The sequence below is a fragment of the Undibacterium pigrum genome (assembly GCF_003201815.1).
Taxonomy (GTDB): Bacteria; Pseudomonadota; Gammaproteobacteria; order Burkholderiales; family Burkholderiaceae_D; genus Undibacterium; species Undibacterium pigrum.
In genome coordinates this window covers 276,808-302,125 of the sequence record NZ_QJKB01000003.1, presented here as the reverse complement: position 1 = coordinate 302,125, position 25,318 = coordinate 276,808, and the positions used below count along the sequence as shown (strand labels likewise).

General features: G+C 51.5%; 23 protein-coding genes. 19 read left to right on the top strand and 4 right to left on the bottom strand.

The window, feature by feature from the left end:
* Positions 1-15 precede the first annotated feature (15 nt).
* The 8 genes from ftsW (at position 16) to DFR42_RS12235 (ending at position 8,888) form a co-directional block, all read left to right on the top strand.
* Positions 16-1,149: a putative lipid II flippase FtsW gene (ftsW, locus tag DFR42_RS12275; protein WP_245936959.1), complete on the top strand. Its 1,134-nt coding sequence runs from the start codon at positions 16-18 to the stop codon at positions 1,147-1,149.
* Positions 1,146-2,237, top strand: coding sequence for an undecaprenyldiphospho-muramoylpentapeptide beta-N-acetylglucosaminyltransferase (gene murG / locus DFR42_RS12270; RefSeq protein WP_245936939.1), 1,092 nt, complete (start codon positions 1,146-1,148; stop codon positions 2,235-2,237). The genes ftsW and murG overlap by 4 nt, the downstream gene beginning before the upstream one ends.
* Entirely contained in the window at positions 2,234-3,619 is a 1,386-nt protein-coding gene (murC, locus tag DFR42_RS12265; protein WP_110255265.1) for a UDP-N-acetylmuramate--L-alanine ligase, read from the top strand. Before murG ends, murC begins: the two co-directional genes overlap by 4 nt.
* 27 nt (positions 3,620-3,646) lie before the next feature.
* Positions 3,647-4,609 (top strand): D-alanine--D-alanine ligase, encoded by a 963-nt coding sequence (locus DFR42_RS12260; protein ID WP_211324285.1) that lies wholly within the window; start codon positions 3,647-3,649, stop codon positions 4,607-4,609.
* Between the two features lie 12 nt (positions 4,610-4,621).
* Positions 4,622-5,413 carry a cell division protein FtsQ/DivIB gene (locus tag DFR42_RS12255; RefSeq protein WP_110255263.1) on the top strand — a complete coding sequence of 264 codons (792 nt, stop codon included), beginning with the start codon at positions 4,622-4,624 and terminating at the stop codon, positions 5,411-5,413.
* The gene (gene ftsA / locus DFR42_RS12250) at positions 5,410-6,642 is read left to right on the top strand and encodes a cell division protein FtsA (RefSeq protein WP_110255262.1); all 1,233 of its coding nucleotides are present in this window, start codon (positions 5,410-5,412) and stop codon (positions 6,640-6,642) included. The genes DFR42_RS12255 and ftsA overlap by 4 nt, the downstream gene beginning before the upstream one ends.
* Before the next feature lie 124 nt (positions 6,643-6,766).
* Positions 6,767-7,966, top strand: coding sequence for a cell division protein FtsZ (gene ftsZ / locus DFR42_RS12245; RefSeq protein WP_110255542.1), 1,200 nt, complete (start codon positions 6,767-6,769; stop codon positions 7,964-7,966).
* Positions 7,967-8,381: 415 nt separating this feature from the next.
* The gene (locus tag DFR42_RS12235; RefSeq protein ID WP_110255260.1) at positions 8,382-8,888 is read left to right on the top strand and encodes a peroxiredoxin; all 507 of its coding nucleotides are present in this window, start codon (positions 8,382-8,384) and stop codon (positions 8,886-8,888) included.
* A 76-nt stretch (positions 8,889-8,964) separates the two neighbouring features.
* Here DFR42_RS12235 and DFR42_RS12230 read toward each other — a convergent pair whose 3' ends face one another.
* A complete protein-coding gene (locus DFR42_RS12230; protein WP_110255259.1) occupies positions 8,965-9,456 on the bottom strand; it encodes a GNAT family N-acetyltransferase in 492 nt (163 codons plus the stop codon).
* Between the two features lie 71 nt (positions 9,457-9,527).
* On the opposite strand from DFR42_RS12230, the gene lpxC reads away from it, so the two are divergent.
* Complete coding sequence (gene lpxC / locus DFR42_RS12225; protein ID WP_110255258.1) at positions 9,528-10,463, top strand: UDP-3-O-acyl-N-acetylglucosamine deacetylase; 936 nt, start codon at positions 9,528-9,530, stop codon at positions 10,461-10,463.
* A 24-nt stretch (positions 10,464-10,487) separates the two neighbouring features.
* Here the strand turns inward: lpxC and DFR42_RS12220 are convergent, their stop codons facing one another.
* Positions 10,488-10,991 carry a DciA family protein gene (locus tag DFR42_RS12220; RefSeq protein WP_110255257.1) on the bottom strand — a complete coding sequence of 168 codons (504 nt, stop codon included), beginning with the start codon at positions 10,989-10,991 and terminating at the stop codon, positions 10,488-10,490.
* An 82-nt stretch (positions 10,992-11,073) separates the two neighbouring features.
* On the opposite strand from DFR42_RS12220, the gene DFR42_RS12215 reads away from it, so the two are divergent.
* The 10 genes from DFR42_RS12215 (at position 11,074) to DFR42_RS12170 (ending at position 24,201) form a co-directional block, all read left to right on the top strand.
* Positions 11,074-12,024 carry a M23 family metallopeptidase gene (locus DFR42_RS12215; protein ID WP_110255256.1) on the top strand — a complete coding sequence of 317 codons (951 nt, stop codon included), beginning with the start codon at positions 11,074-11,076 and terminating at the stop codon, positions 12,022-12,024.
* A 220-nt stretch (positions 12,025-12,244) separates the two neighbouring features.
* Positions 12,245-15,004 carry a preprotein translocase subunit SecA gene (gene secA, locus DFR42_RS12210; RefSeq protein ID WP_110255255.1) on the top strand — a complete coding sequence of 920 codons (2,760 nt, stop codon included), beginning with the start codon at positions 12,245-12,247 and terminating at the stop codon, positions 15,002-15,004.
* 196 nt (positions 15,005-15,200) lie between these two features.
* Positions 15,201-16,382 carry an acyl-CoA dehydrogenase family protein gene (locus DFR42_RS12205; RefSeq protein ID WP_110255254.1) on the top strand — a complete coding sequence of 394 codons (1,182 nt, stop codon included), beginning with the start codon at positions 15,201-15,203 and terminating at the stop codon, positions 16,380-16,382.
* Positions 16,383-16,484: 102 nt separating this feature from the next.
* Entirely contained in the window at positions 16,485-17,723 is a 1,239-nt protein-coding gene (gene argJ / locus DFR42_RS12200; RefSeq protein ID WP_110255541.1) for a bifunctional glutamate N-acetyltransferase/amino-acid acetyltransferase ArgJ, read from the top strand.
* Between the two features lie 12 nt (positions 17,724-17,735).
* A complete protein-coding gene (locus tag DFR42_RS12195; RefSeq protein ID WP_110255253.1) occupies positions 17,736-18,605 on the top strand; it encodes an ATP-binding protein in 870 nt (289 codons plus the stop codon).
* A gap of 1 nt (position 18,606) precedes the next feature.
* Positions 18,607-19,023 carry an NUDIX domain-containing protein gene (locus DFR42_RS12190; protein ID WP_110255252.1) on the top strand — a complete coding sequence of 139 codons (417 nt, stop codon included), beginning with the start codon at positions 18,607-18,609 and terminating at the stop codon, positions 19,021-19,023.
* A gap of 500 nt (positions 19,024-19,523) precedes the next feature.
* Positions 19,524-20,636, top strand: a complete 1,113-nt coding sequence (gene alr / locus DFR42_RS12185; protein WP_110255251.1) for an alanine racemase — start codon at positions 19,524-19,526, stop codon at positions 20,634-20,636.
* Positions 20,637-20,736: 100 nt separating this feature from the next.
* Positions 20,737-22,029 (top strand): D-amino acid dehydrogenase, encoded by a 1,293-nt coding sequence (locus DFR42_RS12180; RefSeq protein WP_110255250.1) that lies wholly within the window; start codon positions 20,737-20,739, stop codon positions 22,027-22,029.
* The gene (locus tag DFR42_RS12175; protein ID WP_110255249.1) at positions 22,026-22,589 is read left to right on the top strand and encodes a hypothetical protein; all 564 of its coding nucleotides are present in this window, start codon (positions 22,026-22,028) and stop codon (positions 22,587-22,589) included. The genes DFR42_RS12180 and DFR42_RS12175 overlap by 4 nt, the downstream gene beginning before the upstream one ends.
* Before the next feature lie 55 nt (positions 22,590-22,644).
* On the top strand, positions 22,645-24,201 hold the full coding sequence (locus DFR42_RS12170; RefSeq protein WP_110255248.1) for a sigma-54-dependent transcriptional regulator: 1,557 nt from the start codon (positions 22,645-22,647) through the stop codon (positions 24,199-24,201).
* 66 nt (positions 24,202-24,267) lie between these two features.
* On the opposite strand, the gene DFR42_RS12165 is transcribed toward DFR42_RS12170, so the two are convergent.
* Entirely contained in the window at positions 24,268-24,447 is a 180-nt protein-coding gene (locus DFR42_RS12165) for a DNA gyrase inhibitor YacG (protein ID WP_110255247.1), read from the bottom strand.
* A gap of 2 nt (positions 24,448-24,449) precedes the next feature.
* Positions 24,450-25,205, bottom strand: a complete 756-nt coding sequence (zapD, locus tag DFR42_RS12160) for a cell division protein ZapD (RefSeq protein ID WP_110255540.1) — start codon at positions 25,203-25,205, stop codon at positions 24,450-24,452.
* Between the last annotated feature and the right edge of the window lie 113 nt (positions 25,206-25,318).

Sequence of the window (25,318 nt, the reverse complement as noted above, 5' to 3'; positions counted from 1 at the left end):
GTCAGCAGGTCCAAGATGATGGACTATGACCAGCCTCTGGTATGGGTGACGGTGATACTGATGTTGTTTGGCATGGTCATGGTGTATTCCGCTTCCATTTCTTTGCCGGATTCACCCAAGTATGCCAATTACAAGAATTCGCATTTCCTCATACGTCAGGCCATGTTTGTCGGCGTATCCCTGATTGCTGGCGCGCTGGTGTTTCGTATTCCGATTGCGACCTGGCAAAAATATGCGCCTTATTTATTTGTGGCGACCCTGGTGTTGCTGGTGGCTGTATTGATACCTGGCCTGGGTAAAGGCGTGAACGGTGCCAAACGCTGGCTGTCCTTCAAGGTATTGAATTTGCAGCCATCAGAGTTGATGAAGTTGTTCATGGTTTTGTATGCCGCTGACTATACCGTGCGCAAACAGGAATACATGCACAAACTGACCAAGGGTTTCGTACCCATGCTGGCAGCAGTTGGTATCGTTGGTTTGTTGCTTTTGCTGGAGCCCGACCTGGGTGCTTTTGGCGTTATTGTTTGTATTGCCATGGGTATTTTGTTTTTGGGTGGCATTAACGGCGTCTGGTTTGGCGGGATTGCAGCAACCCTGGTTGGCATCTTTACTGCGGTTATTCTGGCGTCGCCCTGGAGGCGTGAGCGTATTTTTGCCTACCTCAGCCCATTTGAAGAAGACCATGCTTTGGGCAAGGCATATCAGTTGACCCACTCATTGATTGCCTTTGGCCGTGGTGAATTGTTTGGTGTGGGTCTGGGTGCCAGCGTACAAAAACTGCATTATTTGCCAGAAGCGCACACAGATTTTTTGCTGGCTGTCATCGGAGAAGAGCTGGGATTCGTTGGTGTCATGGCGGTGGTGCTTTTATTTTACTGGTTGCTGAAACGCGCTTTTGAAATTGGCAGGCAAGCGATAGCACTGGATCAAACCTTTGCCGGTTTGCTGGCCAAGGGCATAGGTATCTGGATAGGTGTGCAGGCGTTTATTAATATGGGGGTTAACCTGGGCTTGTTGCCTACCAAGGGTTTGACCCTGCCTTTGATGAGTTACGGTGGTTCTGGTGTCATGATTAATTGTGTGGGTTTGGCGATTTTGTTACGTGTTGATTATGAAAACCGCGTTTTGATGCGTGGAGGCCGCGCATGAGCCAGGCCATACAAAAAATGCCAAAAAAATTGCTGATCATGGCAGCGGGCACAGGTGGACATATTTTCCCTGGCCTGGCGATAGCCGACATCATGCGCGAACGCGGCTGGCAAGTCAGCTGGCTGGGCACGCAAATTGGCATGGAAGGACAGATTGTCCCCAAACACAATATCGTCATGGACAATATTGATTTCTCTGGCTTGCGTGGCAAGGGTTTGTCGCATACGGTCAGCGGTGCTTTCAAGTTGCTCAAGAGTTTCTTTAGCTGCTTTAGCATCATCGGTCGTCGTCAGCCAGACGTGGTATTGGGCATGGGCGGTTATGTGACCGTGCCTGGTGGCATCATGGCAGTCTTGCGTGGCAAGCCGGTTGTGCTGATGAATGCCGATGCTGCCTTGCTGTTGTCGAACAAGGCTTTGCGTCCTTTCGCCAGCAAATTATTGTTTGGCCTGCCATCGGCAACGGTGAATGCGGATAAAAAAACAGAAGTCATCGGCAATCCTATACGCAAAGAAATATGCGAATTGCCAGCACCAGCAACACGTTATGCAAACCGCACTGGCCCTTTGCGCATACTGGTAGTTGGCGGCAGCCTGGGTGCCAAGGTATTGAATGATGCAGTACCGCAGGCGGTGGCCTTGCTGCCGGAAGTACAGCGTCCTGTGATTACGCATCAGTCGGGCAAACAACATATAGAAGCCTTGCGCCAGAGCTATGCGCAGGCTGGTGTGCAGGCAGAAGTGCTGGATTTTATTGACGACATGCCGCGCCGTTATGCCGAGGCTGATCTGGTGATTTGCCGTGCCGGTGCGATTACCGTGTCTGAACTGACTGCTGCCGGTGTGGCCAGCATACTCGTGCCTTTCATGGCGTCGAGTACTTCACACCAAAAAGAAAACGCCATCTGGATGGCAGGACAAAAAGCCGCCATCCATTTGCCACAAACTGAATTAAGCCCAGCCTTGCTGGCAGAGAAATTAAAAGTACTGGACAGAGCGCAATGCCTGGCGATGGCTGAAACAGCCTACGCCCTCGGGCAGCGCGAAGCCAGTGCCAACATCGCCCATATTCTGGAAGCATTAGCATGAAACACAAAGTCAAACACATCCATTTTGTCGGCATAGGCGGATCAGGCATGAGCGGCATCGCCGAAGTCTTGTTGAACCTGGGTTACACCATTTCCGGTTCTGACCTCGGCAGCAATGCTGCTTCAAAACGCCTGGCGCAATTGGGTGCCAATGTCGTGCAAGGCCATGCGGCGGAAAATATTGATGGCGCAGATGCCGTCGTGACATCGACCGCAGTCAAGGGCGATAACCCTGAAGTCATCGCCGCACGCGCCAAACATATTCCTATCGTGCCACGCGCAATGATGCTGGCAGAACTCATGCGTCTGAAAAGCGGTATCGCGATTGCCGGTACCCATGGCAAGACTACAACCACCAGCCTGGTTGCCAGTGTATTGGCGCAAGGTGGTCTCGACCCGACGTTCGTTATTGGCGGTTTGCTAAATAGTGCCGGTGCCAATGCCAAGCTGGGCAGTGGCGATTTCATCGTGGCAGAAGCTGATGAATCTGATGCTTCTTTCCTCAATCTCTTGCCTGTCATCGAAGTCATTACCAATATCGATGCTGACCATATGGAAACCTATGGCCATGACTTCGCCCGCCTGAAACAGGCTTTCATCGAATTTACCCAGCGCCTGCCATTCTATGGTGTTGCCGTTTTGTGCCTGGATGATGCAAATGTGCGTGAAATCATGCCTTTCGTGTCCAAGCCCATCGTCACATATGGTTTTCATGCAGATGCCGATGTACGCGCAGTTGATGCCACAGCAGCCAATGGCAAGATGCATTTCACGGTAGTGCAAGATGGCTATGAGAATATGCAGGTCAGCCTGAACCAGCCTGGCATGCACAATGTACAAAATGCCTGCGCCGCGATAGCTATTGCACGTGAAGTTGGCGTCAGCGATGAGGCAACGCAAAAAGCCCTGAGCGAATTCAACGGTGTAGGCCGTCGCTTTACCCGTTATGGTGAAATCGCTCTGGCAAGCGGTGGTACTTTTGCCCTGGTTGATGACTATGGCCATCATCCTGTGGAAATGGCCGCGACTTTGGCAGCAGCGCGTGGTGCTTATCCAGGCCGCAGGCTGGTGCTGGCTTTTCAGCCGCATCGCTATACCCGTACCCGCGATCTGTTTGAAGATTTCGTGCGAGTGATTTCTGATGCAGATGCAGTAGTGCTGGCAGAAGTCTACGCAGCAGGTGAAGCACCGATACTTGCAGCAGATGGTCGCTCCCTGTCCCGCGCCTTGCGCGTCATGGGCAAGGTAGAGCCAGTATTTGTAGAAGATATTCTGGAAATGCCGGATAGCATAGTGCGAATATTGAAAGACGGCGATGTGGTCATCGTCATGGGCGCAGGTTCCATCAATGCTGTGCCGGCAAAACTGGCGCAGTCAGTGTAAATGTAGAAAACAAGTGATCAGATCATCATGAGCGAATTGAATTTGAAATCTCTGGGCAAAGTAGGCGTGCTGTTTGGCGGGCGTTCGGCTGAACGCGAAGTTTCCCTGATGTCCGGCAAGGGTGTCTTGCAAGCTTTGTTGAGCAAGGGAATAGATGCCCATGGCTTTGACACGGCAGAACGCAGTGTCGCCGAACTGGCAGCAGAAAAATTTGACCGCGTCTTTATCGCCCTGCATGGCCGTTATGGTGAAGATGGCAGCTTGCAAGGTGTGCTGGAACAATTGAATATTCCTTATACCGGCAGCGGTGTCATGGCGTCGGCAATCGCCATGGACAAGATTTTTACCAAGCGCATCTGGCAAACCTATGGCCTGAGTACACCGGCCTATGCTGTATTGACAGGCCAGACTGAGTTGCGCCGCGTGCCGGATGAACTGGGTTTGCCACTCATCATCAAGCCGCCACATGAGGGTTCTACAATAGGTATTACCAAGGTCGTCGGTTATTCCGATATGCAGGAAGCTTATGCTTTGGCTGCCCAGTTTGATGAAGTCGTGCTGGCAGAAGAATTTGTTGAAGGTCGTGAACTGACGGTGGCGATACTGGGCAAAGGTGAGCAGGCGTATGCCTTGCCGATTACTGAGATCGTCGCACCCGATGGCAATTACGATTACCAGAATAAGTATTTTACTGACGATACCAAGTACATTTGCCCTGCAGTGCTGGACCAGGATTTGACCGACACCATCCGGAAGATGGCAGTTGATGCCTACCGTGCACTGGATTGCGAAGGCTGGGCCAGGGTTGATGTCTTGTTGCGCAAGTCAGATAACAAACCGTTTTTAATTGAAATTAATACTTCGCCGGGCATGACAGGGCATTCACTGGTGCCGATGGCTGCCAAGGCAGTCGGTATCAGTTATGAAGATTTGTGCGTGGAAATTTTGAAAATGGCGAGTTTGAAAATCAAATCGCAAGCAAAGAAATAAGCAGGATAAAAAATGTGGCATGACAGCAAGCTGATGAACAATACCGCGAATGCCCTGTTTGGGCTGGTGTTGTTCATTCTGGTGTTGTCCGGTGTGTGGTGGGTAATACAGAGGCCGTTTTTTACCCTGAAGGTAATACGGGTGGAAGCCAGCAATGCAAGTAATAGTGCGGGCTTGCAGCATGTCAATCCGCTCACGATCAGGAACACGGCACTACCCAAGATCAGGGGTAATTTTTTTACCGCAAATCTGGACAGTGTGCGCGCCGCGTTTGAAACCGTACCCTGGGTGCGCAAAGCCAGGGTGCAAAGAGAATGGCCCAACAAACTCATCGTCACTTTGGAAGAGCATGTGGCGCTGGGGACCTGGGGCGAAGATGGGCAATTGATTTCTGCCAAGGGCGATGTATTTACCGCCAACCTGGCAGAAGCTGAAGATGATACAGACCTGGTGGCACTGAGTGGTCCAGAGGGTAGTGAGAAAGAAGTACTGGCGCAGTATCTGGAATTTAAAAACTGGTTTGCCAAAATTAACCTGGCACCGGATTCAGTGAATTATTCCAGCCGCTATGCCTGGAGTCTGAAGTTGAATAACGGCATGCAGGTGCAATTGGGCAGGGTGCAGGATGCAACAACGCTCAAGAGCAGGGTAGATAAATTGATGACAGTTTACCCGCAACTGCTGGCCAGTTTGCAAGACAGTATTGAAAGTGTGGACATGCGTTATCCGAATGGCCTGGCGCTCAAATCGAGTCACAGTAATATCGGATCGAAAAAGCAAACAAAAGCAAGTGGAAAGACATGACAAAAGACGCTAAAAATCTGATCGTTGGTCTCGATATCGGCACCTCAAAAATAGTGGCGGTCGTGGCGGAAGTCATGCCTGACGGCAGGCATGAAGTCATAGGCCTGGGCCAGCACGAATCCAAGGGCTTGAAAAAAGGTGTCGTCGTCAATATCGAGGCGACCGTCGAATCCATACAGCGCGCCTTGGAAGAAGCCGAGTTGATGGCCGACTGCAAGATACGCAATGTGTACACAGGCATAGCCGGTAGTCATATCCGCAGCTTTAATTCCAGCGGCATGGTGGCGATCAAGGATAAAGAAGTCACCGCAGCTGACGTTTCGCGCGTGATAGAAACTGCCAAGGCCGTCAACATCCCAACTGACCAGCAATTACTGCATACCTTGCCGCAGGAATTTATTGTCGATAGCCAGGACGATGTGCGCGAACCTATAGGCATGAGTGGCATACGCCTCGAAGTCAAGGTGCATATCGTTACCGGTGCCGTGTCTGCAGTACAGAACATCGTCAAATGTGTACGCCGTTGCGGCCTTGAAGTATCTGACTTGATCCTGCAACCGATGGCGTCGGCTGAAGCAGTGCTGACCAAGGACGAAAAAGAACTGGGCGTGGTACTCATTGATATCGGCGGCGGCACCACTGACGTGGCGGTATTCAGCGAAGGTGCGATACGTCATACCGCAGTAATACCGATTGCCGGTGACCAGATCACTAATGATATCGCCATGGCCTTGCGCACACCGACTTCAGAAGCAGAAGAAATCAAGGTGCGGTTTGGTGTCGCCAAGCAGGTATTGGCTGACCCGTCCGATACGCTGGAAGTGCCTGGCCTGGGTGACCGTGGCCCGCGCTCCTTGTCGCGCCAGGCTTTGGCGGCAGTGATAGAACCGCGTGTAGAGGAATTGTTTGCGCTCGTGCACCAGGTGGTGCGCGAATCCGGTTATGAAGATGTGCTCTCATCCGGCATTGTTTTGACAGGTGGTTCTGCTGCCATGCCGGGCATGGTCGAGATGGCCGAAGACATCTTTTTGAAGCCGACCAGATTAGGTATGCCGGCGTATAGCGGGCAGTTGGCAGATGTCGTGCGCAGCCTGCGTTATGCCACAGTTTTGGGGTTGTTGTTGGAAGCGAAGAAGCAGTATTTGCGCGGTCATCTGGTCACTAGGCAAGAAGGTTCGGCCAAAGCGGTCTGGCAACGCATGAAAGAGTGGTTTTTAGGGAATTTTTAGCTTGTATTTTGTATCTAATTTAGTGTAGTCATTTTATAATAGTTCGATATACAGTTATTAGTCGCTAGTCGTCACATCCCGGTGATGCCTAGCGACTGATAACTGCCTACCTGGAGGAGTCATGATGGAGTTCGATATGGTTGATAACGCCACACAAGGCACCGTAATCAAGGTTGTCGGCGTAGGTGGCGCAGGCGGCAATGCGGTTCAGCACATGATCAACAAAGGCGTGTCCGGCGTTGAGTTCATAGCAGCAAACACAGATGCACAAGCACTGTTGCAGTCTAAAGCAAATAATGTGATACAGATCGGCGAAACTGGTCTGGGCGCTGGCATGAAACCGGAAGTCGGCCGCAAGCTGGCGGAAGATTCCCGTGCCCGCATCGAAGACGCATTGCGCGGTGCGCACATGGTCTTCATCGCTGCCGGTATGGGCGGTGGTACAGGTACTGGTGCGGCTCCTGTAGTTGCGCAAGTCGCCAAGGAATTGGGCGCGCTGACCGTGGCCGTGGTTTCCAAACCATTTTCCTACGAAGGTCAGAAATGCATGGACATCGCCGACGAAGGCCTGGAAGCCTTGTCTCAGCACGTCGATTCCCTCATCATCATTCTCAACGAAAAACTCGAAGAGATTTATGAAGACGACAGCATGATCGAATGGCTGCAACATGCAGATGATGTCCTGAACAATGCCGTCGCCGGTATTGCCGAGATCATCAATGTGCCTGGCCATATCAACGTCGACTTCAATGACGTGAAAACCATCATGGGCGAACAAGGCAAGGCCATGATGGGTACGGCGACAGCTTCTGGTGTTGACCGCGCACGCATCGCTGCTGAGCAGGCAGTTGCATCTCCACTGCTGGATGGTATCGATTTGTCTGGTGCACGCGGCGTGCTGGTGAATGTCACAGCGAGCCGCGGTCTCAAAGGTAAAGAGATCAAGGAAGTCATGTCTACAGTGCGCGCCTTTGCTGCACCGGATGCATCGATCGCACAGGGTATTGCTTACGACGACAACATGGGTGACGATATCCGTGTAACGGTAGTTGCAACTGGCCTGGGCCGTGGCAAGAAAAATATCCAGCTGGTGCAAACACCTATGCTGCGTACTGGTACTCACAATGAGACCGTGATGGCCAGCCCGGTCATGACATCTGCCACCATCAGCACCGGTTCTGCAACAGGTTCCGCAGGTTTTGATGGCCTGAGCAAACCTGCAGTATGGCGCCGTGAATCTGCATCAGAAACAGTACGTGCCCTGGAAAAAAATGGCATGGAAACTTACGATATCCCAGCTTTCCTGCGCAAACAGGCTGACTGATTTATCTGGTTTTTCAGCAGAACGCCAGCTTCGGAAGAGGCTGGCGTTTTTTATTTGGTAGATCGAAATAATAGACCGAAAGGCTCACCACAGAGACACGGAGGGTGGAAAGTCTGCTTGCAAGCAGACTTCGTTCCGCAGGCGCGCGGCATGCCGCACGAATTCCCTGCTACACCACAGAGGAAAAACAAGAGAGAAAAAGCTTTGGGGTTCTCTTGCCTTTCTCGGTGTCTCTGTGCCTCTGTGGTTAATGGTCTTAAGCTTTTACCTTTTAACTTCTGCAAGAAAATTCTAGCTCAGGCATACTTGCGTCCTTCACTGTCGGTGTTGATATGGCTCAAACTTCCTGCTTTTGGCGGAGGCGGCATACAGCAAGGCAATGAATATCCGAATACTTATCTAGGGAGTACATAAAATGACAATCAAGATTGGCGATACCCTGCCTGAAGGCAGCCTGGCAGAATTTATTGAAGTGGAATCAGAAGGATGTTCACTCGGACCAAATACTTTCAAAGTCGCAGACCTGACCAAAGGTAAAACCATTGCGATTTTTGGCTTGCCTGGCGCGTACACGCCAACTTGCTCAGCCAAACATGTGCCTGGCTATGTTGCACTGGCAGCAGATTTGAAAGCCAAGGGCGTTGATGAAATCTGGTGTATCTCCGTCAATGACGCATTCGTCATGGGCGCATGGGGCCGTGATCAAAAATCCACGGGCATCGTCCGCATGATGGCAGACGGCAATGCAGATTTCAGCAAGGCGCTGGGCCTGGATGCAGATTTCAGCAAATTTGGCATGGGCACACGCTCGCAGCGTTATTCTCTGTTGGCTGTTGACGGTGTCGTCAAGCAACTGAATATTGAAGAAGGCGGCAAGTTTGAAGTGTCTAACGCAGAAACTCTGCTAGCACAATTGGGCTAATCAGGTTTTCTGACTGGCATAAAAAATGGCGCACAGTTTTTTAACTGAGCGCCATTTTTTTAACTATGCGATATTTTTATTCAAGCGACTTGCTCATGATGTGCGACTGCACGCCATAACCCTGGGCAGTATAAAAATCCATGGCATTGCGGTTGAAGTCAAAAACCTCCAGCCTGATCTCCACTGCGTCATGCTCGCGCGCCCAGTTCGTGGCACCATCCATCAATAATTTCCCTATTCCCCGCTTTTGATGTGCATCAGATACCACGATCGTGCCTATGCGGCAGATGCGACGTCGGTACAAGAAGGGGATAGTCGTGTTTTCATTCCAGCTCATGGTGATGAAACCCAGAACCTGCTCTCCATCGCAGGCCAGTAAGGCACAAGCAGCAGGGTTTTCAAAAGTGCCGTGCCAGAACTGGCGGTCAAGTTCGCGATTTGTTTTTTGTACGAAAATCTTGGGGGCTGCGGCGTGGTGCTGGGCATTGATCTGATCGCTGAGATCACACATGGCATCCAGATCGGTGATGACAGCACGGCGGATTTGAATTGTTGTTTTTGTATTCATTTTTAAAATGTGAAACGGCTAATTTTCCTTCTGCCTGCATGAGAAATTGCCTGAAACGCTATAATAGCGCGATGTTAAAGCAAAGAACCATCAAACAAGTCGTGAAAACCGTTGGTGTCGGTCTGCATTCCGGTACCAAGGTTGAACTCGTCATGCGCCCGGCACCAGTCGATACCGGCATTATTTTCACACGCACAGATTTGAATCCACCCGTGGTATTACCCGCACAGGCTTTGGCAGTGGGCGATACTCGCATGGCTTCGACCTTGTCGAATGAGCATGGCAAGGTGTCAACGGTGGAACATTTGCTGTCTGCCTGCGCAGGCCTGGGTATTGATAATCTGTACATCGATGTCAGCGCCGAAGAAATCCCCATCATGGATGGTTCGGCTTCATCTTTCGTCTATTTATTGCAGCAGGCTGGCATGCAGGAACAAGACGCGGCCAAGAAATTTATCCGCGTATTAAAGCCAGTAGAAATCCGCGAAGGCACAGGCAAGTCCGAGAAATGGGCCAGGCTGGAGCCTTTCAATGGTTTCAAGCTGCATTTCTTTATTGAATTCAATCATCCGGCAGTTGATGGCACGGTGCAAACAGCCGTCGTTGATTTTGCCAGTTCCACCTTTGTGCAGGATGTTGCCAGGGCGCGCACTTTCGGTTTCATGCAGGATGTGGAAATGCTCAGAGGCATAGGCCTGGCCCGTGGCGGCTCCATGGAAAATGCGATTGTCATGGATGAATACCGTATCCTGAATTCAGATGGCCTGCGCTTTGATGATGAGTTTGTCCGTCACAAGATACTGGATGCGATTGGCGATTTATACCTGATCGGCCATCCCTTCCTCGCCAGTTATACCGCCCACAAATCTGGTCATGGCCTGAATAACCAGCTATTGCGCGCCTTGCTGGCACAGCCAGATGCATATGAAATTGTCAGCTTTGATGATCTGGGCACGGCACCACCGACTTATGCCACGCAAGTAGACAGGGAGTGGGCACTCGCTTGAGGTGCAGGCTGATGCCTGATGAAATCAGCTGCCAGAGCGGTGACGTTCTATCAAACGCGCCAATGCTGCGCGCAAATCTGCATTCTGCGGGGTGTCTTCCAGTGCATGTTCCAGCTGTCCAAAAGCCTGCAAGGCCTTGCCTGAAAATGCTATTTGCTTAACAGCAACAGGTTTCTCGACGACGCGCCTGACTTGTACTTTAATCCGGATTGCGTTAATCTGCCATCCCCGTTCTTGCAAAAATGCTTGCAGTTTCGGACATTGCTGTTTCAATTTGGTCGCCAGTGCGGCATTCGGCGCAGAAAGCGTCAACTGCCCCTCCGTTACTTGCATAACCTCACAAGAGGCAAATATCGGCGGCAGTATGAGTCCACAGTCTTTTTGCAGCTTCAGATTGCGCTGCACTGTGGGTAGCAGTTGGGAGATTCTCTCGTTACTGCGCAAAAAGTCACCGGCTTCGCTGGCTCCAGGCACTTTGCGACCGCGTTTAATGTTAATCGGATAGGTAGGGCGTGAGAATGTTGACATGCGCAATACCTTACCACAAACAGGACAGGCCAGCTCTCACAAGGAGCTATAGGTCGTCCCTCGTTTTCAGAGGAGCATATTGATGCAAATCATTTTGATGCACTCCCGCTTTACCCAGGCAAAGTCAGTGACTTTGTCTTCCCGCCATGTAATTCTTGCCTTATTTGCATTCCTGCTTGTTACCACCTTTTGTGCTGCTTTGATGGCTGCCCTGACACTCAAGCTGGCCAGCGCCGACTTGCCAGTCTTGCGCGATCTGGTACCAGTGGCAGCGACCAGTGATGCTGGCAATAAAGACAAGTTCATGAAAGAAAACCTCGCTGCCATGGCTGCCAAGCTGGGGGAGATGCAAGCGCAACTGATACGCCTCGATGCGCTTGGTGAACGGGTGCAGGGTCTGGCAGGCGTCAAGCCGGAAGAATTCAATTTCAAGGAGCTGCCAGGTCGCGGTGGCCCTGAAGTATCAACCCAACCAGCCCAGGAATTGAACCTGGCCGAGTTCCAGGCAGCACTGGCTGCCATGTCAGTGGATATAGAACACCGCTCAGATTACATGAATGTGGTGGAAACCAAGCTCATGGGCTTCAAGGTGCAGTCCAAGCTTTTGCCTACGATACAACCGGTTAATGTTGCTTACAATGCATCTGGCTTTGGCTGGCGACTGGACCCGTTCTCTGGCCGTAGTGCCTATCATGAGGGTATAGATTTCTCTGGCCCTAGCGGCACCCCTATCGTTGCTGCTGCTGGTGGTGTGGTGGTGGCGGCAGAATATCATCCACAATTTGGCAATATGGTGGAAATTGATCATGGCGGTGAAATCATGACCCGCTATGCGCATTCTTCCAAAATCCACGTCAAGCTGGGCGATATAGTGAAGCGTGGCCAGCATATTGCTGACATCGGTTCCACAGGCCGCTCCACTGGTGCACATTTACATTTTGAAGTACATGTCAAAGGTGTGCCACAAAACCCACACAAATTCTTGTCTGCTGGCGCCAATCAGGCCAATCTTGCGACATTGAATCAAAAATAACTTGAGTTTGCGGATTCAGACACCAATTGCGAGTCTGTATCTGCGATTTGTTTGCCTGATTTTGATCAGTCTTTGCCTGTCTTGCTTAAATGGCAGGCAAAAATGCGCAATTACTGGTTAATTGAGTGTCACATGGTAAAATCACAGGTTAGCCTATTGTTGCTGTCAAATTAACCATTTTTCAGCTACTTTTTTAAGAATTTAACTTTCCGTTCATAGCATGTCATTCCTGACCAAGATATTCGGCAGCCGCAATCAGCGGCTTTTGAAGCAATACCAAAAGACGGTGCGTGAGATCAACGCATTGGAACCCAAGCTGGAAGCCTTGTCAGACGAGGCTTTGCAAGCCAAGACTGCGGAGTTCAAAGCACGTGTTGCGAACGGAGAGACACTTGATGCCATCCTCCCCGAAGCTTTCGCAGTTTGCCGCGAGGCCAGCAAACGCGTCCTGAAGATGCGTCACTTTGACGTACAGATGATAGGCGGCATGGTTTTGCATTATGGCAAAATTGCTGAAATGGGCACGGGCGAGGGTAAAACCCTGATGGCGACCCTGCCAATTTACCTGAATGCCCTGTCAGGCAAGGGCGTGCACGTGGTGACCGTCAATGATTACCTGGCGCAGCGCGATGCTGAATGGATGGGGCAATTGTATGGCTGGCTGGGCCTGACTACCGGTATCAACCTGTCTCAACTTGATCACGATGCCAAACAGGCAGCGTATGGTTCTGACATTACTTACGGCACAAATAACGAATACGGTTTCGATTATCTGCGCGATAACATGGTCTATGAAGCCAAAGACCGTGTACAGCGCAGCCTGAATTTTGCTGTTGTCGATGAAGTTGACTCGATTCTTATCGATGAAGCCCGTACTCCTTTGATCATTTCCGGCCAGGCTGAAAATCATACTGAGCTGTATTACAAAATCAATGAAGTACCAAAACTGCTGACCCTGCAAATCGGTGAAGAAACACCCGATGGCAAAGGCAAGATAGAAGTACCAGGTGATTACACCAAGGATGAAAAAGCCCATCAGGTTTTGCTGACTGAAGCTGGTCATGACAAGGTAGAACGCATCCTGATGCAAATGGGTTTGTTGCCTGAAGGCGCATCTGTATATGATGCCGCCAATATCACCCTGATCCATCATTTGTATGCTGCCTTGCGCGCTCACGCCCTGTATTTCAAAGATCAGCACTATGTAGTGCAAGACGATGAAATCGTCATCGTCGATGAATTCACTGGCCGTATGATGACAGGCCGTCGCTGGTCGGATGGCTTGCACCAGGCTGTTGAAGCCAAAGAAGGTGTGCGCATCCAGAATGAAAACCAGACACTGGCATCGATCACTTTCCAGAACTACTTCCGCATGTACACCAAACTGTCAGGCATGACAGGTACGGCAGATACAGAGGCCTATGAATTCCAGGAAATCTACGGCCTCGAAACCGTGGTCATTCCACCGAATCGTCCTTCCCAGCGTAAGGACAGGCAAGACCAGGTCTATAAATCAGCGCAAGAGAAATACAATGCCATGCTGGTTGATATCAAGGATTGCTACGAGCGCGGTCAGCCAGTGCTGGTGGGTACGACCTCGATTGAGAATTCTGAACTCTTGTCCGGCATACTGGACAAGGCAGGTTTGCCACACAATGTATTGAACGCCAAGCAGCATGCCCGTGAAGCGGAAATCATTGCCCAGGCAGGTCGTCCAAAAGCCATTACCATCGCTACCAATATGGCGGGTCGTGGTACGGATATCGTGCTGGGTGGTAACGTCGCCAAACAAGTGCAAATGATAGAAGCCAATGCGGCCCTGTCTGATGCAGACAAGGCGGCACAATCACAAAAGCTGCGTGATGAATGGAAGTCCCTGCACGAGACGGTTGTTAATGCTGGCGGCTTGCACATCGTTGGTACTGAGCGTCACGAATCCCGTCGCGTGGATAATCAATTGCGCGGTCGTTCAGGCCGTCAGGGTGATCCTGGTTCTTCCCGTTTCTATCTGTCGCTCGACGATACCCTGTTGCGTATTTTTGCCGGTGACCGCGTCCGCGCCATCATGGACAGGCTGAAGATGCCTGAAGGCGAACCTATCGAAGCAGGCATCGTTTCCCGCTCCATAGAATCCGCGCAACGCAAGGTAGAGGCACGCAACTTTGATATTCGCAAGCAATTGCTGGAATACGATGACGTTGCCAATGACCAGCGTAAAGTGATTTACCAGCAGCGTAATGAATTGCTGGAAGCGCAAGACATGGCTGAGCTGATTTCTTCCCTGCGTCATGGCATGTTTGAAGATATCGTGCGTGAATATGTGCCTGCAGAATCCGTCGAAGAGCAATGGAATATCCCGGCTTTGGAAGCTGTCTTGAGTAATGAATGGGCACTGGATTTGCCGCTGACGCAAATGCTTAAAGACGATGCCAATATCACCGATGAAGATATTCTGGAGCGTGTGCAAAAAGCGGCCAATGATGTTTATGAAGCCAAGATTGCCATCGTCGGTAAGGAATCTTTTGCCGGTTTCGAACGCAATGTCATGCTGCAAAGCATAGATACGCACTGGCGTGAGCATCTGTCTGCGCTGGATCATTTGCGTCAGGGTATACATCTGCGCGGTTATGCTCAGAAAAATCCTAAACAGGAATACAAGCGCGAAGCGTTTGAACTGTTTGGCCAGATGCTGGAAGCCATCAAGAACGAAGTGGTCAGGACCGTGGTTACTGTGCGCATACAATCCCGTGAAGAGATTGATGCGGCAGAAGAAAGACTGGCACAGTCACAGATTGAAAACGTGCATTACCAGCACGCTGATTTTGATGCAGATGCAACGCCTGAAGAAATGCTGGCACCGGTTGCCGATTTTGGTACGGATCAGCCAGAAATCAATTACGCCCTGAAGGTAGGCCGTAATGATCCTTGCCCTTGCGGTAGCGGCAAAAAGTTCAAGCAATGTCATGGCAAGCTTGCCTGATTATTGAGTAGTAAAGAAACAAAAGGCGACCATTGGTCGCCTTTTGTTTTTCATCATCCAGCACCAGTTTAGTGATTCCTTATGCCCTCACTTGACGCAAGTAAGGCTCAGAGTTAAAGTGAACGGGCGTGCTTATTTGAGCATTCGTTCTATATTCTGGAATCGCAAGCTGTGATGACCAGACCTGAGGGGGCTTATGGACTTGAACTTTAACGATGCAGAGCTGGGTTTCCGTCAACTGGTCCGTCATTTTCTGCAAACTTCATTACCTCAGGCCATCAGCCATAAAGTGCACCATGGTATAGCACTGGAAAAAAGTGATTACCAGCAGTGGCAAAAGATACTTCATGCCCAGGGCTGGGGTGCTTCCTCCTGGCCTGCTGTTCATGGTGGCACTGGCTGGTCAGCCGTGCAGCGTTATATATTCGAAGAAGAATGCGCCGCTGCTGGTGCGCCACGCCTGCCGCCTTTTGGCATAAAGATGGTGGCACCCGTCATCATGGAATTTGGCTCGCATGAGCAACAACAGCGATTTTTACCGAGCATACTCTCAGCCGATGAATGGTGGTGCCAGGGCTATTCAGAGCCTGGCTCCGGCTCAGACCTCGCTTCCGTCAAGGCTACGGCTGATCGCAGGCGTGACAACGAAGGCGAATACTATGTGGTGAATGGCCAAAAGACCTGGACCACACTGGCACATTATGCCGACTGGATATTTTGCCTGGTCCGTACAGACCGCGAAGCCAAGGCCCAGCGCGGTATTTCATTCCTGCTCATCGACATGAAATCTCCCGGCGTCACGGTCAGGCCCATCATCACCATGGATGGTGCACATGAAGTCAATGAAGTCTGGTTTGATGACGTCAAAGTGCCAGCCGCTAACCTGGTGGGTGAAGAAAACAAGGGTTGGACTTATGCCAAGTTCTTGCTGGGGCATGAGCGCACCAATATCGCGGGCATAGGCATAGCCAAGCGCGAGCTGGCCAGACTGAAAAGAGTGGCAGCACGTGAATTCAAGAATGGCAAACCGCTCATAGAAGACGCCGCTTTCGCCACACGCATGGCACAGGTAGAGATAGACTTGATGGCGCTGGAAATGACCAATCTACGCGTCCTGTCTGCAGAAGAGCAGAGCCATGCACCCGGGCCGGAAGCATCGATATTAAAGATCAAGGGTACGGAAATACAACAGGCTATTACCGAATTGCTGGTGCAGGCAGTAGGGGAGCAGGCCTTGCCCTTGCGTGATCGTCAGGATACCAGCGAACTGGCCAGTCCACTCGCCATCAATTACCTGAACATGCGCAAGCTATCCATCTATGGTGGCTCAAATGAAATACAAAAAAATATCATTGCTCAAATGATCATGGGGCTGTAAGAGACTTTGCTGTTGCGCGTGAAATTTCCTCAGCGCAAACATGCTTCGCAGTGCAACAAAATGCCCTACAATGTCGGCTTGATTTCAACGCAAGGAAAAACCATGGCCGTTAATTCCCCCATCCCTGTGGCTGCAGATTTGAAACCGGTAGCCGGCATACGCCTCGGTTATGCCGAGGCTGGCATACGCAAGCCCAATCGCAAAGACGTACTGGTCATGGAACTGGCCCCTACGGCAACCGTCTCCGGGGTATTTACGACCAATCGCTTTTGCGCAGCCCCCGTGCAAGTCTGTAAGGCCCACCTGGAAGGCCTGCACATGGCATCTAGCCCTATCCGCGCGCTGGTGGTGAATACTGGCAATGCCAATGCTGGCACCGGTGATGCTGGCCTGGCGGCTGCAAATGCAACTTGCGCTGCACTGGCAGAATTGCTGGGTTGTGAAGCTTCGCAAATCCTGCCATTTTCTACTGGCGTGATCCTCGAACAATTGCCAGTCGACAGGCTGGTCGCCGGTTTGCCAGCAGCCATAGCCAACCTGACAGCCGACAACTGGTTCAATGCCGCGACCGCCATCATGACTACCGATACCCAGCCCAAGGCGGCGTCGGCAACGGTGGAAATCAACGGCAAAACCGTGACCATGACAGGCATCAGCAAAGGTGCGGGCATGATCAAGCCAAATATGGCGACCATGCTGGGTTACCTGGCGATAGATGCCAAGGTTGCGCAAAACGTGCTGGACCACATGGTCAAGCAGGCGGCCGACAAGTCTTTCAATTGCATCACCATTGATGGCGACACTTCCACCAATGATTCCTTCATGCTTATCGCCACTGGCGCAGGTGAAGTTGAAGTCAATGATGTCGAGACACCAGAATATGTAGCACTGGCAGAAGCCGTGACTGCGCTGTCGCAAAAACTCGCCCACATGATTATCCGTGATGGCGAAGGTGCGACCAAGTTCATGACGATTGCTGTGGAAGAAGGCCGTGATGTAGAAGAATGTCGCAAGATCGCCTACTCGATCGCCCATTCCCCTCTGGTGAAAACCGCTTTCTTTGCTTCCGATCCTAACCTGGGCCGTATCCTGGCTGCCATAGGCTACGCTGGTGTGAATGACCTGGATGTAGGCAAACTGAACCTCTACCTGGATGATGTCTGGGTCGCCAAGAATGGTGGTCGTAATCCTGAGTACCGTGAAGAAGATGGCCAGCGCATCATGAAGCAGAGCGAAATCACCATACGCGTCAAACTGGCACGTGGTGATGCGGCAGCGACAGTCTGGACTTGCGATTTGTCGCATGACTATGTCTCCATCAATGCCGACTACCGTTCCTGATCTGGACAGACAATGACGCAGCTTGATCAATTTCTCTTGCGTGCCGAGCATTTGCTGAGCAGGCTGGAAAACATATTGCCTGCCAGTACACCAGCACCCGACTGGAACCTGGGCTTTGCCTATCGTTGGCGCAAACGTGGTGGCCAGGGCTATTTGCAAGTCGTGCGTCATGCCTCGACCATAGCGCTGGATGACTTGCGCAATGTTGCTGCTCAAAAAGCCCAGATAGAACAAAACACCAGGCAATTCGTCCACGGCAAACCAGCCAATAATGTCTTGCTGACCGGTGCACGTGGCACAGGCAAATCATCGCTGATCAAGGCTTGCCTGAACCAGTTTTCTGACCAGGGTTTGCGCCTGATCGAAGTTGATAAGGCCGATCTGGCTGACTTGCCGGACATCGTTGATCTGATCGCCGAGCGCCCTGAACGTTTCATCGTCTTTTGTGATGACCTGTCCTTTGAAGAAGGTGAGGCGGGTTACAAGGCCTTGAAAGTGGCGCTGGATGGCAGTATTTCTGCCCAGTCCGATAATGTACTGATCTATGCCACTTCAAACCGTCGCCATCTCTTGCCTGAGAAAATGTCAGACAATGCCAGCTATAAATATAGCGATGATGGTGACCTGCATCCGGGTGAAACGGTAGAGGAAAAAATCTCCTTGTCTGAACGCTTTGGCCTCTGGGTTTCTTTCTATCCTTTCAAACAGGATGATTACCTCGATATCGTCGCCTACTGGCTGGGCAGCATGGGTTGTACTGCTGCGCAGGTAGAAGAAGCACGTGGTGATGCCCTGCGCTGGGCTTTGCAACGCGGTTCGCGTTCTGGCCGCGTGGCCTGGCAATTTGCCCGCGACTATGCTGGCAAGCTGGCGGAGTCTTGAGATGAGCGCAAAACCTGTGGATGTCGCCGTTGGCATCCTGATGAAAGCCAATGGCGATGTCTTGCTGGGGCAGCGCCCTGCAGGCAAGCCGTATGAGGGTTATTGGGAATTCCCGGGTGGTAAGGTTGAGCCGGATGAATCCATACTCGACGCCCTCAAGCGCGAATTTGTCGAAGAGCTGGGCATACAGGTGTTAACTGCTGAACCCTGGTGCGGCGTGGAGCACATCTATCCACATGCTCATGTCAGGCTGCATTTCTATATCAGCCGTGAATGGCAGGGCGAGCCGCAAAGCCTGGAAGGGCAAGCTTTTGCCTGGCAGGGCAGTGTAGGTCTCACACCTTTATTGCCAGCCACCATACCCCTGCTGGAATGGCTGGATTTGCTGCGCGAGGATGAGGTCAGCTCAGCAGCTTAGTTTTACCTGCCAGTTTTCTGGCTATTAGTCCCCACCTTCTTTCATCATGATCAATGATGGTCAATGACTGTCAGAGCTGATATGTCTTGTCGGCTCTGACCCTTTTTGACTTTCACTTTATTTCCCCACGTCTATACTTCATGTCATGCGACTCCTGAGTGCTGTCATCAAACTGTCTTTTTATGACAAACAATCCGTAGTATCACTTATTGTCGGCAGCTATTCAGGCTGAGATTATCTGTGCTTTATTTTATTATGCGTGTGTATTTAAAACAATACACTGTATTAAAATGAATACGCTGTGCTGTTTTTAGTACGCAGTAGAGAGCTGACTCTAGTTTGAAATGTCGCAGAAAATCAAAGACTGTATTGAATTCGATACGGAAATTTAATGGCTTCCGACATAAATTCTATAAGTCATTGAATTTCTTCAATAAAATTTTGTGGCACGACGATTGCATAACTAATCGCATTTCTTTGATGCGATGGAGTGGTGAGATATGAAGCAAGTTGCTGGAATGGCAGGTGCAGTACTTCGTATTGACTTACAGGCAATACGTTATAACTATCGTCTGCTGCGCGGCTTACTGGGTGCTGCGAAATGTGGTGCTGCAGTAAAGGCAGATGCCTATGGCCTCGGCGCTGTACCGGTAGTGCAAGCCTTGTATGCAGAAGATTGCCGCGATTTTTTTGTCGCGCATTTGCAAGAGGCGATCATTATTCGTGAGCATTTGCCTGCAGATGCTGCCATCTATGTCATGCATGGCTCACCTGTTGGGCATGAGGCGGAACTATTGGAACATAGCTGCACACCGGTATTGAATAGCCTGCCACAAATGCTGGCCTGGCGTGCATTGGCGCAAAAGGAACAGCGCCGCTTGCCAGCCATTGTGCAAGTTGATACCGGCATGGCCAGAATGGGTTTGTCTGCCGTCGAGGTACAGCAATGGCAGGCTGATGCCAGCCTCAGCGAGGGCATAGACCTGCAGTACATCATGAGCCATCTGGTCAGTGCAGAAGACCAGGCTAACCCGGTCAATCAGCGGCAGTTACAAGCCTTTAATACCTTGCGCACACAAATCCCGGCTTGCCAGGGCTTGCCAGCCAGTCTGGCCAATTCTTCCGGCATCTTCCTGGGTAAAGACTTTCATTTCGACATGGCCCGTCCTGGCGCTGCCTTGTATGGGGTTGCCCCTGTCGCTGGCCAGGCTAATCCCCTGCGTGCCGTTGCCCACCTGCAAGGCCGCATCATACAAACCCGTGAAATTCCGGCTGACACCGGTGTCGGTTATGGCTCGACCTGGCGCAGCAGCCAGACCACCCGCATAGCCACCGTTGGTGTAGGTTATGCAGATGGCTGGATGCGCAGCCTCAGCAATCGTGGCATTGCCCATATTGCTGGCCAGGCAGTACCCATGGTCGGCAATGTATCGATGGACACCATCACTCTGGATGTGACTGCAGTCGCTGCAGAACATCTGCAACCCGGCGCACTGGTAGAACTGATTTCTGCAGACAACACGGTAGATCAGGTAGCAGCACGTGCCAACACCATAGGCTATGAAATCCTGACCAGTCTGGGAGGCCGCTATGAGCGTACTTATAGCAATTAAGCCTTCATATGTCTGGCCGCTTGCCTGAGCAAGCAGCCAGAACAAACAAAGAACACAACAGACAAGTAAATTAATCCAGCAGTGAGCCGGGAGAAATAAAATGAAAATAGTTATATTGGGTGCAGGTGTTATCGGTACAGCGTCAGCGTATTACCTTGCCAAGGCAGGCCATGAAGTCACCGTTATCGAACGTCAGCCAGCCGCAGGCCTGGAAACCAGTTATGCCAATGCAGGCGAAGTCTCTCCAGGTTATTCAGCGCCATGGGCGGGCCCTGGCGTGCCCCTGAAAGCCATCAAATGGCTGATGATGCAGCATAGTCCACTGGCAATACGTCCGAGCTTTGACCCGACCATGTGGCGCTGGGTCACGCAAATGCTGATGAACTGCACCAGCAAACGCTATGAAATCAATAAAGGCCGCATGTTGCGCATGGCTGAATACAGCCGCGATGTTTTGCAACAACTGCGCAGCGATACCGGCATTAGCTATGACGAACGTACCCAGGGTACGCTGCAACTGTTCCGCAACCAGCAACAACTGGATGGTGCAGAGGCCGATATCGCCATCCTCAAACGTTACGATGTGCCCTATGAAAAACTGGACAAGGCCGGTTGCCTGAAAGTGGAACCCGCACTGGTCAATGTGCAGGATAAATTTGTCGGTGCCCTGCGTTTGCCGGGCGATGAAACCGGCGACTGCTTCAAGTTCACCCAGAGCCTGTCCACATTCGCGCAAGAACTGGGTGCCCAGTTCAAGTACGGCGTCACCATACAAAGACTGGTCAAGAGCGGCGATACCATCACTTCTGTCATCACCTCGGAAGGTGAGATCAAGGCAGACTGTTTCGTATTGGCACTTGGCAGTTACTCCCCGATTCTCTTGAAAGAATTGGGCATCAAGATTCCTGTTTACCCTATCAAGGGCTATTCAATTACCGTCCCTATTACCGACGCACAAAAAGCGCCGGAGTCGACGGTCATGGATGAGACCTATAAAGTCGCAATTACCCGCCTGGGCGACCGCATACGTGTCGGTGGTACTGCCGAAATCACTGGCTATAACCTCGACCTGCGTGCAGACCGCCGTGCCACCCTGGAGCATTCAGTGACTGATTTGTTCCCTGGTGGTGGCGACGTCAGCAAAGCCGAATTCTGGACTGGCCTGCGTCCAATGACGCCGGATGGTACCCCTGTCATTGGCCCTACGCCTTATCGCAATCTGTACCTGAACACCGGTCATGGCACGCTGGGTTGGACCATGGCTTGCGGTTCTGGCCAGTTCATTGCTGATGTGGTTTCTGGCAAGCGCCCGGCTATTTCTACTGAAGGTTTATTCATGGACCGTTACGGCAGCGTCAACAGTCCAATTTTTATACACAAGGAGTTGGCATGAATGCAATTGAAGAATTACTGTCATCAACCCAGGTCTTTTCTGATGCCAACCTGAATGCGCGGTTTTTTACCGCCATCGAGTTACTGGCACAAATCATGATGGTAATGCCGCGTACTGCGAATATCACCGCGCTGGCACAGGCAACAGGCAAGACCCCGCGCCTGATACGCTCTATACTGGCAGTGTTGAGCAAGGATGCCCTGGTCAGCCGCGACAGTAAGGAGAAAGATGCCTGGCACTGTCGTGATTGCAACGGCATCATCACCCTGGCTGATGTGTATCGCAGCTTCGTCAATGCCGAAGAGCGTGCCGCTGCCAAGGCAATTGAAAAAGCTGCGCAAGACGAAGAGGCGGAAGTGCCTCAGGAAAGACGCAATACCCGTACTTCCAGCCAGCAAAGTGTAGACTTGTTGATGATGCAAGTTAAAATGACGCTCAATCGCGCAGTCTTGCAGCAACTGGAACAATTTGACCTGGGGCGCTTGCGTGGCCTGGCATCGAATAGCTCCTTCCGCCGCCAGCATGCCCGCCCACGTGGTTATATCCCGGAACCGTATTAATCCGTACATTAATCATACTTGATCAGACTTTCATCGTTTCATTACAAAGCAACGCATGCGCATCAATATCCAGTTCAAGGACAGAGTAGGTATTGCCCACGAAATACTGGCGGTATTGGCGCGTCGTGGGCTCAATGTGGTGGCGGTTGAAGTTGATCCACCCAATATCTATATCGACAGCCCTGAACTGCTGGAATTCATGCTCCCCTCATTGCAGGCTGACTGCCAGTCTGTACGCGGGGTAGGTGAAATCAAGGTGCTGGATGTTTTGCCCGGCATACGTCGCCGTCTCAATCTCGACACCATGATGGCCGTCATGGAGGACCCGGTCTTGGCGATAGATGCCAGCGGCCATATTGTGATTGCCAATGTCGCTGCAGCCACGGCAACCCGCATGAGCGAGTCCAGCCTGTGCCAGCGCAGCCTGAACCAGGTGCTTGACGATGCTGGCATACAGGAAGAGCTGGTCAATTGCGGTTTCCGCCTGCCCAGCCGTGAAGTCAGCCTCAATGGCGAACCTTATTTCATGGACGTGACGCCAGTATCAGAGCCCCAGGGCGTCGATATTACCCATGGCCGCTCGGTAGGTGCCGTGTTGACCTTTCACGCACCCACCCGCATAGGTGGCCGCCTGCATGCCCTGCAGCACTCAGAAGGCAGCGGCTTTCATTTCATCATCGGTGAATCAGAACAGATACGTAGCCTGAAAACCAAGGCCGCGCGCGTGGCCGTGGTTGATGCGCCTTTGCTGATCACAGGCGAGACCGGTACCGGCAAGGAATTGCTGGCCCAGGCTTGCCACGGTGTCAGTGGCCGCAGCAATGCGGCTTTCCTGGAACTGAATTGCGCAGCCTTGCCAGAAAGCCTGGCCGAGAGCGAATTATTTGGCTATATGTCCGGCGCTTTCACCGGTGCCCAGCGCGGCGGCAAGCCTGGCCTGTTTGAAATGGCAGATGGCGGCACGGTCTTTCTCGATGAGATAGGCGAGATGTCGCTATACCTGCAAGCCAAGCTCCTGCGCTTCCTGAATGACGGCAAGTTCCGCCGCATAGGCAGCGATAAAGAGGTCAAGGTGAATGTGCGCATCATCAGCGCCACCCACAGGAACTTGCGCAAGATGGTGCAGGAAGGCAGTTTCCGTGAAGACCTGTTTTACCGCCTGAATGTATTGCATCTGGAAATGCCAGCCCTGCGTGAACGACCTGACGATATCCTGCCACTGGCCAGGCATTTCATAGAGCGCGCCTGCACCCAGGCGCAAAAACCGGTGTGCCGTTTGAATTCATCGGCCTGTGCAGCCCTGGTATCCAATCATTGGCCAGGTAATGTCAGGCAATTGCAGAATGTGGTGTTTCGTGCGATTACCATGTCAGATCAGCGCGTGCTGGAAGCGGCCGACCTTGATTGGGCCGAAGGCAGTATCACGGCAGAAGTGGTGAAGAGCGATACTACTGAAAGCTGGGAATTATCGGTGAATGCCTTTGAGCGCAGTTTGCTGGAAAACCTGTATCCACAATATCCGTCCAGCCGCAAGCTGGCGACACGTCTGGCAACTTCGCATTCCATGATTGCCACCAAGCTGCGTAAATACGGTATCCCGCAAAAACGTTAGGCTTTTTGCATGAGTGGCTTAATGAGTGGCTTAATTAGCGGCTGAATATGCAGCTCAATAAGCAGTTTATTCAGCCAGTTCCTCCGGGTCTTCAGGTAAATTGACTGCAGGTATCGTGTATTTCTCTTCTGCCCAGGCACCCAAGTCGATTTGTTTGCAGCGTTCAGAGCAAAAAGGACGCCAGCGGTTTTCTTCTTTCCACTCCACCCTGGTTTTGCAGGTGGGACAATCAACAAAAGTAGCCATGTTCAGAAATTACAGAGAGTCAGGTCAAACGGGATATCGTTTTCGTAGGCTTTGGGCTTCATGTCGCCATCCTGTGACATAAAACGTATCCACAACATATATTTATTCGCAGAGATTTCAGGTATGGCCCCCAGTTCCTGCAGGACATTGACGCGCAATAACTGATAAACCTTGCCTTGCAGCATCTGCTGGTAACTGCCAGCCTGGGCGATGACTTTGGAAGTCGAGCCAGATTCGCGCAGCAGGCGCAAGACTACATTGATGGCATCAAACAGCGGGGCGATAGGGGCAAACCAGGCGCTGATATCGGCAAAGCGTTTTTCAGCCGAATTTTTTTGCCAGGCATGGTAGCTGGGCAAGTCAAATTCACAGGCGCCGCCGGGGATGATGGTGCGGCCACGTATGCTCATCAACCATTCATTGTCACGCACGTTCTGGCCGGTCTTGCCTGTGCTGGCAACCAGGGCACTGCTGGCGCGGTCAACATCGTCCAACACTTTATCCAGCATTTCTGCCTGTACATTGGGATTGGATTTGAAACTGATGAGTGTGTGTCTTTGTCTTTCGAGTTCTTGCAAGAGATCGGATTTGAGGTCGGCGCGACCAGCGACTTCCAACATTTCAAAAATGGTGGCAAGGGCAACGTGATGCTGCATGGGGTCAGACTGATGCAGGAAAAACGTGAATTTTTCGTATAAGTCTTCCAGCCGCAATAACGTGCGAATACGCTCGTTAAAAGGGTATTCGTAAACAATCAAAATAGTTTCCCTGTCAAAATTTGGTGCCAATCAAAGCTGCACATGATTCTGAACCATACTGTGTGAAATTACAAACACCGCGTGCAGATTTCTATTATTTTTTTTGTAGGATA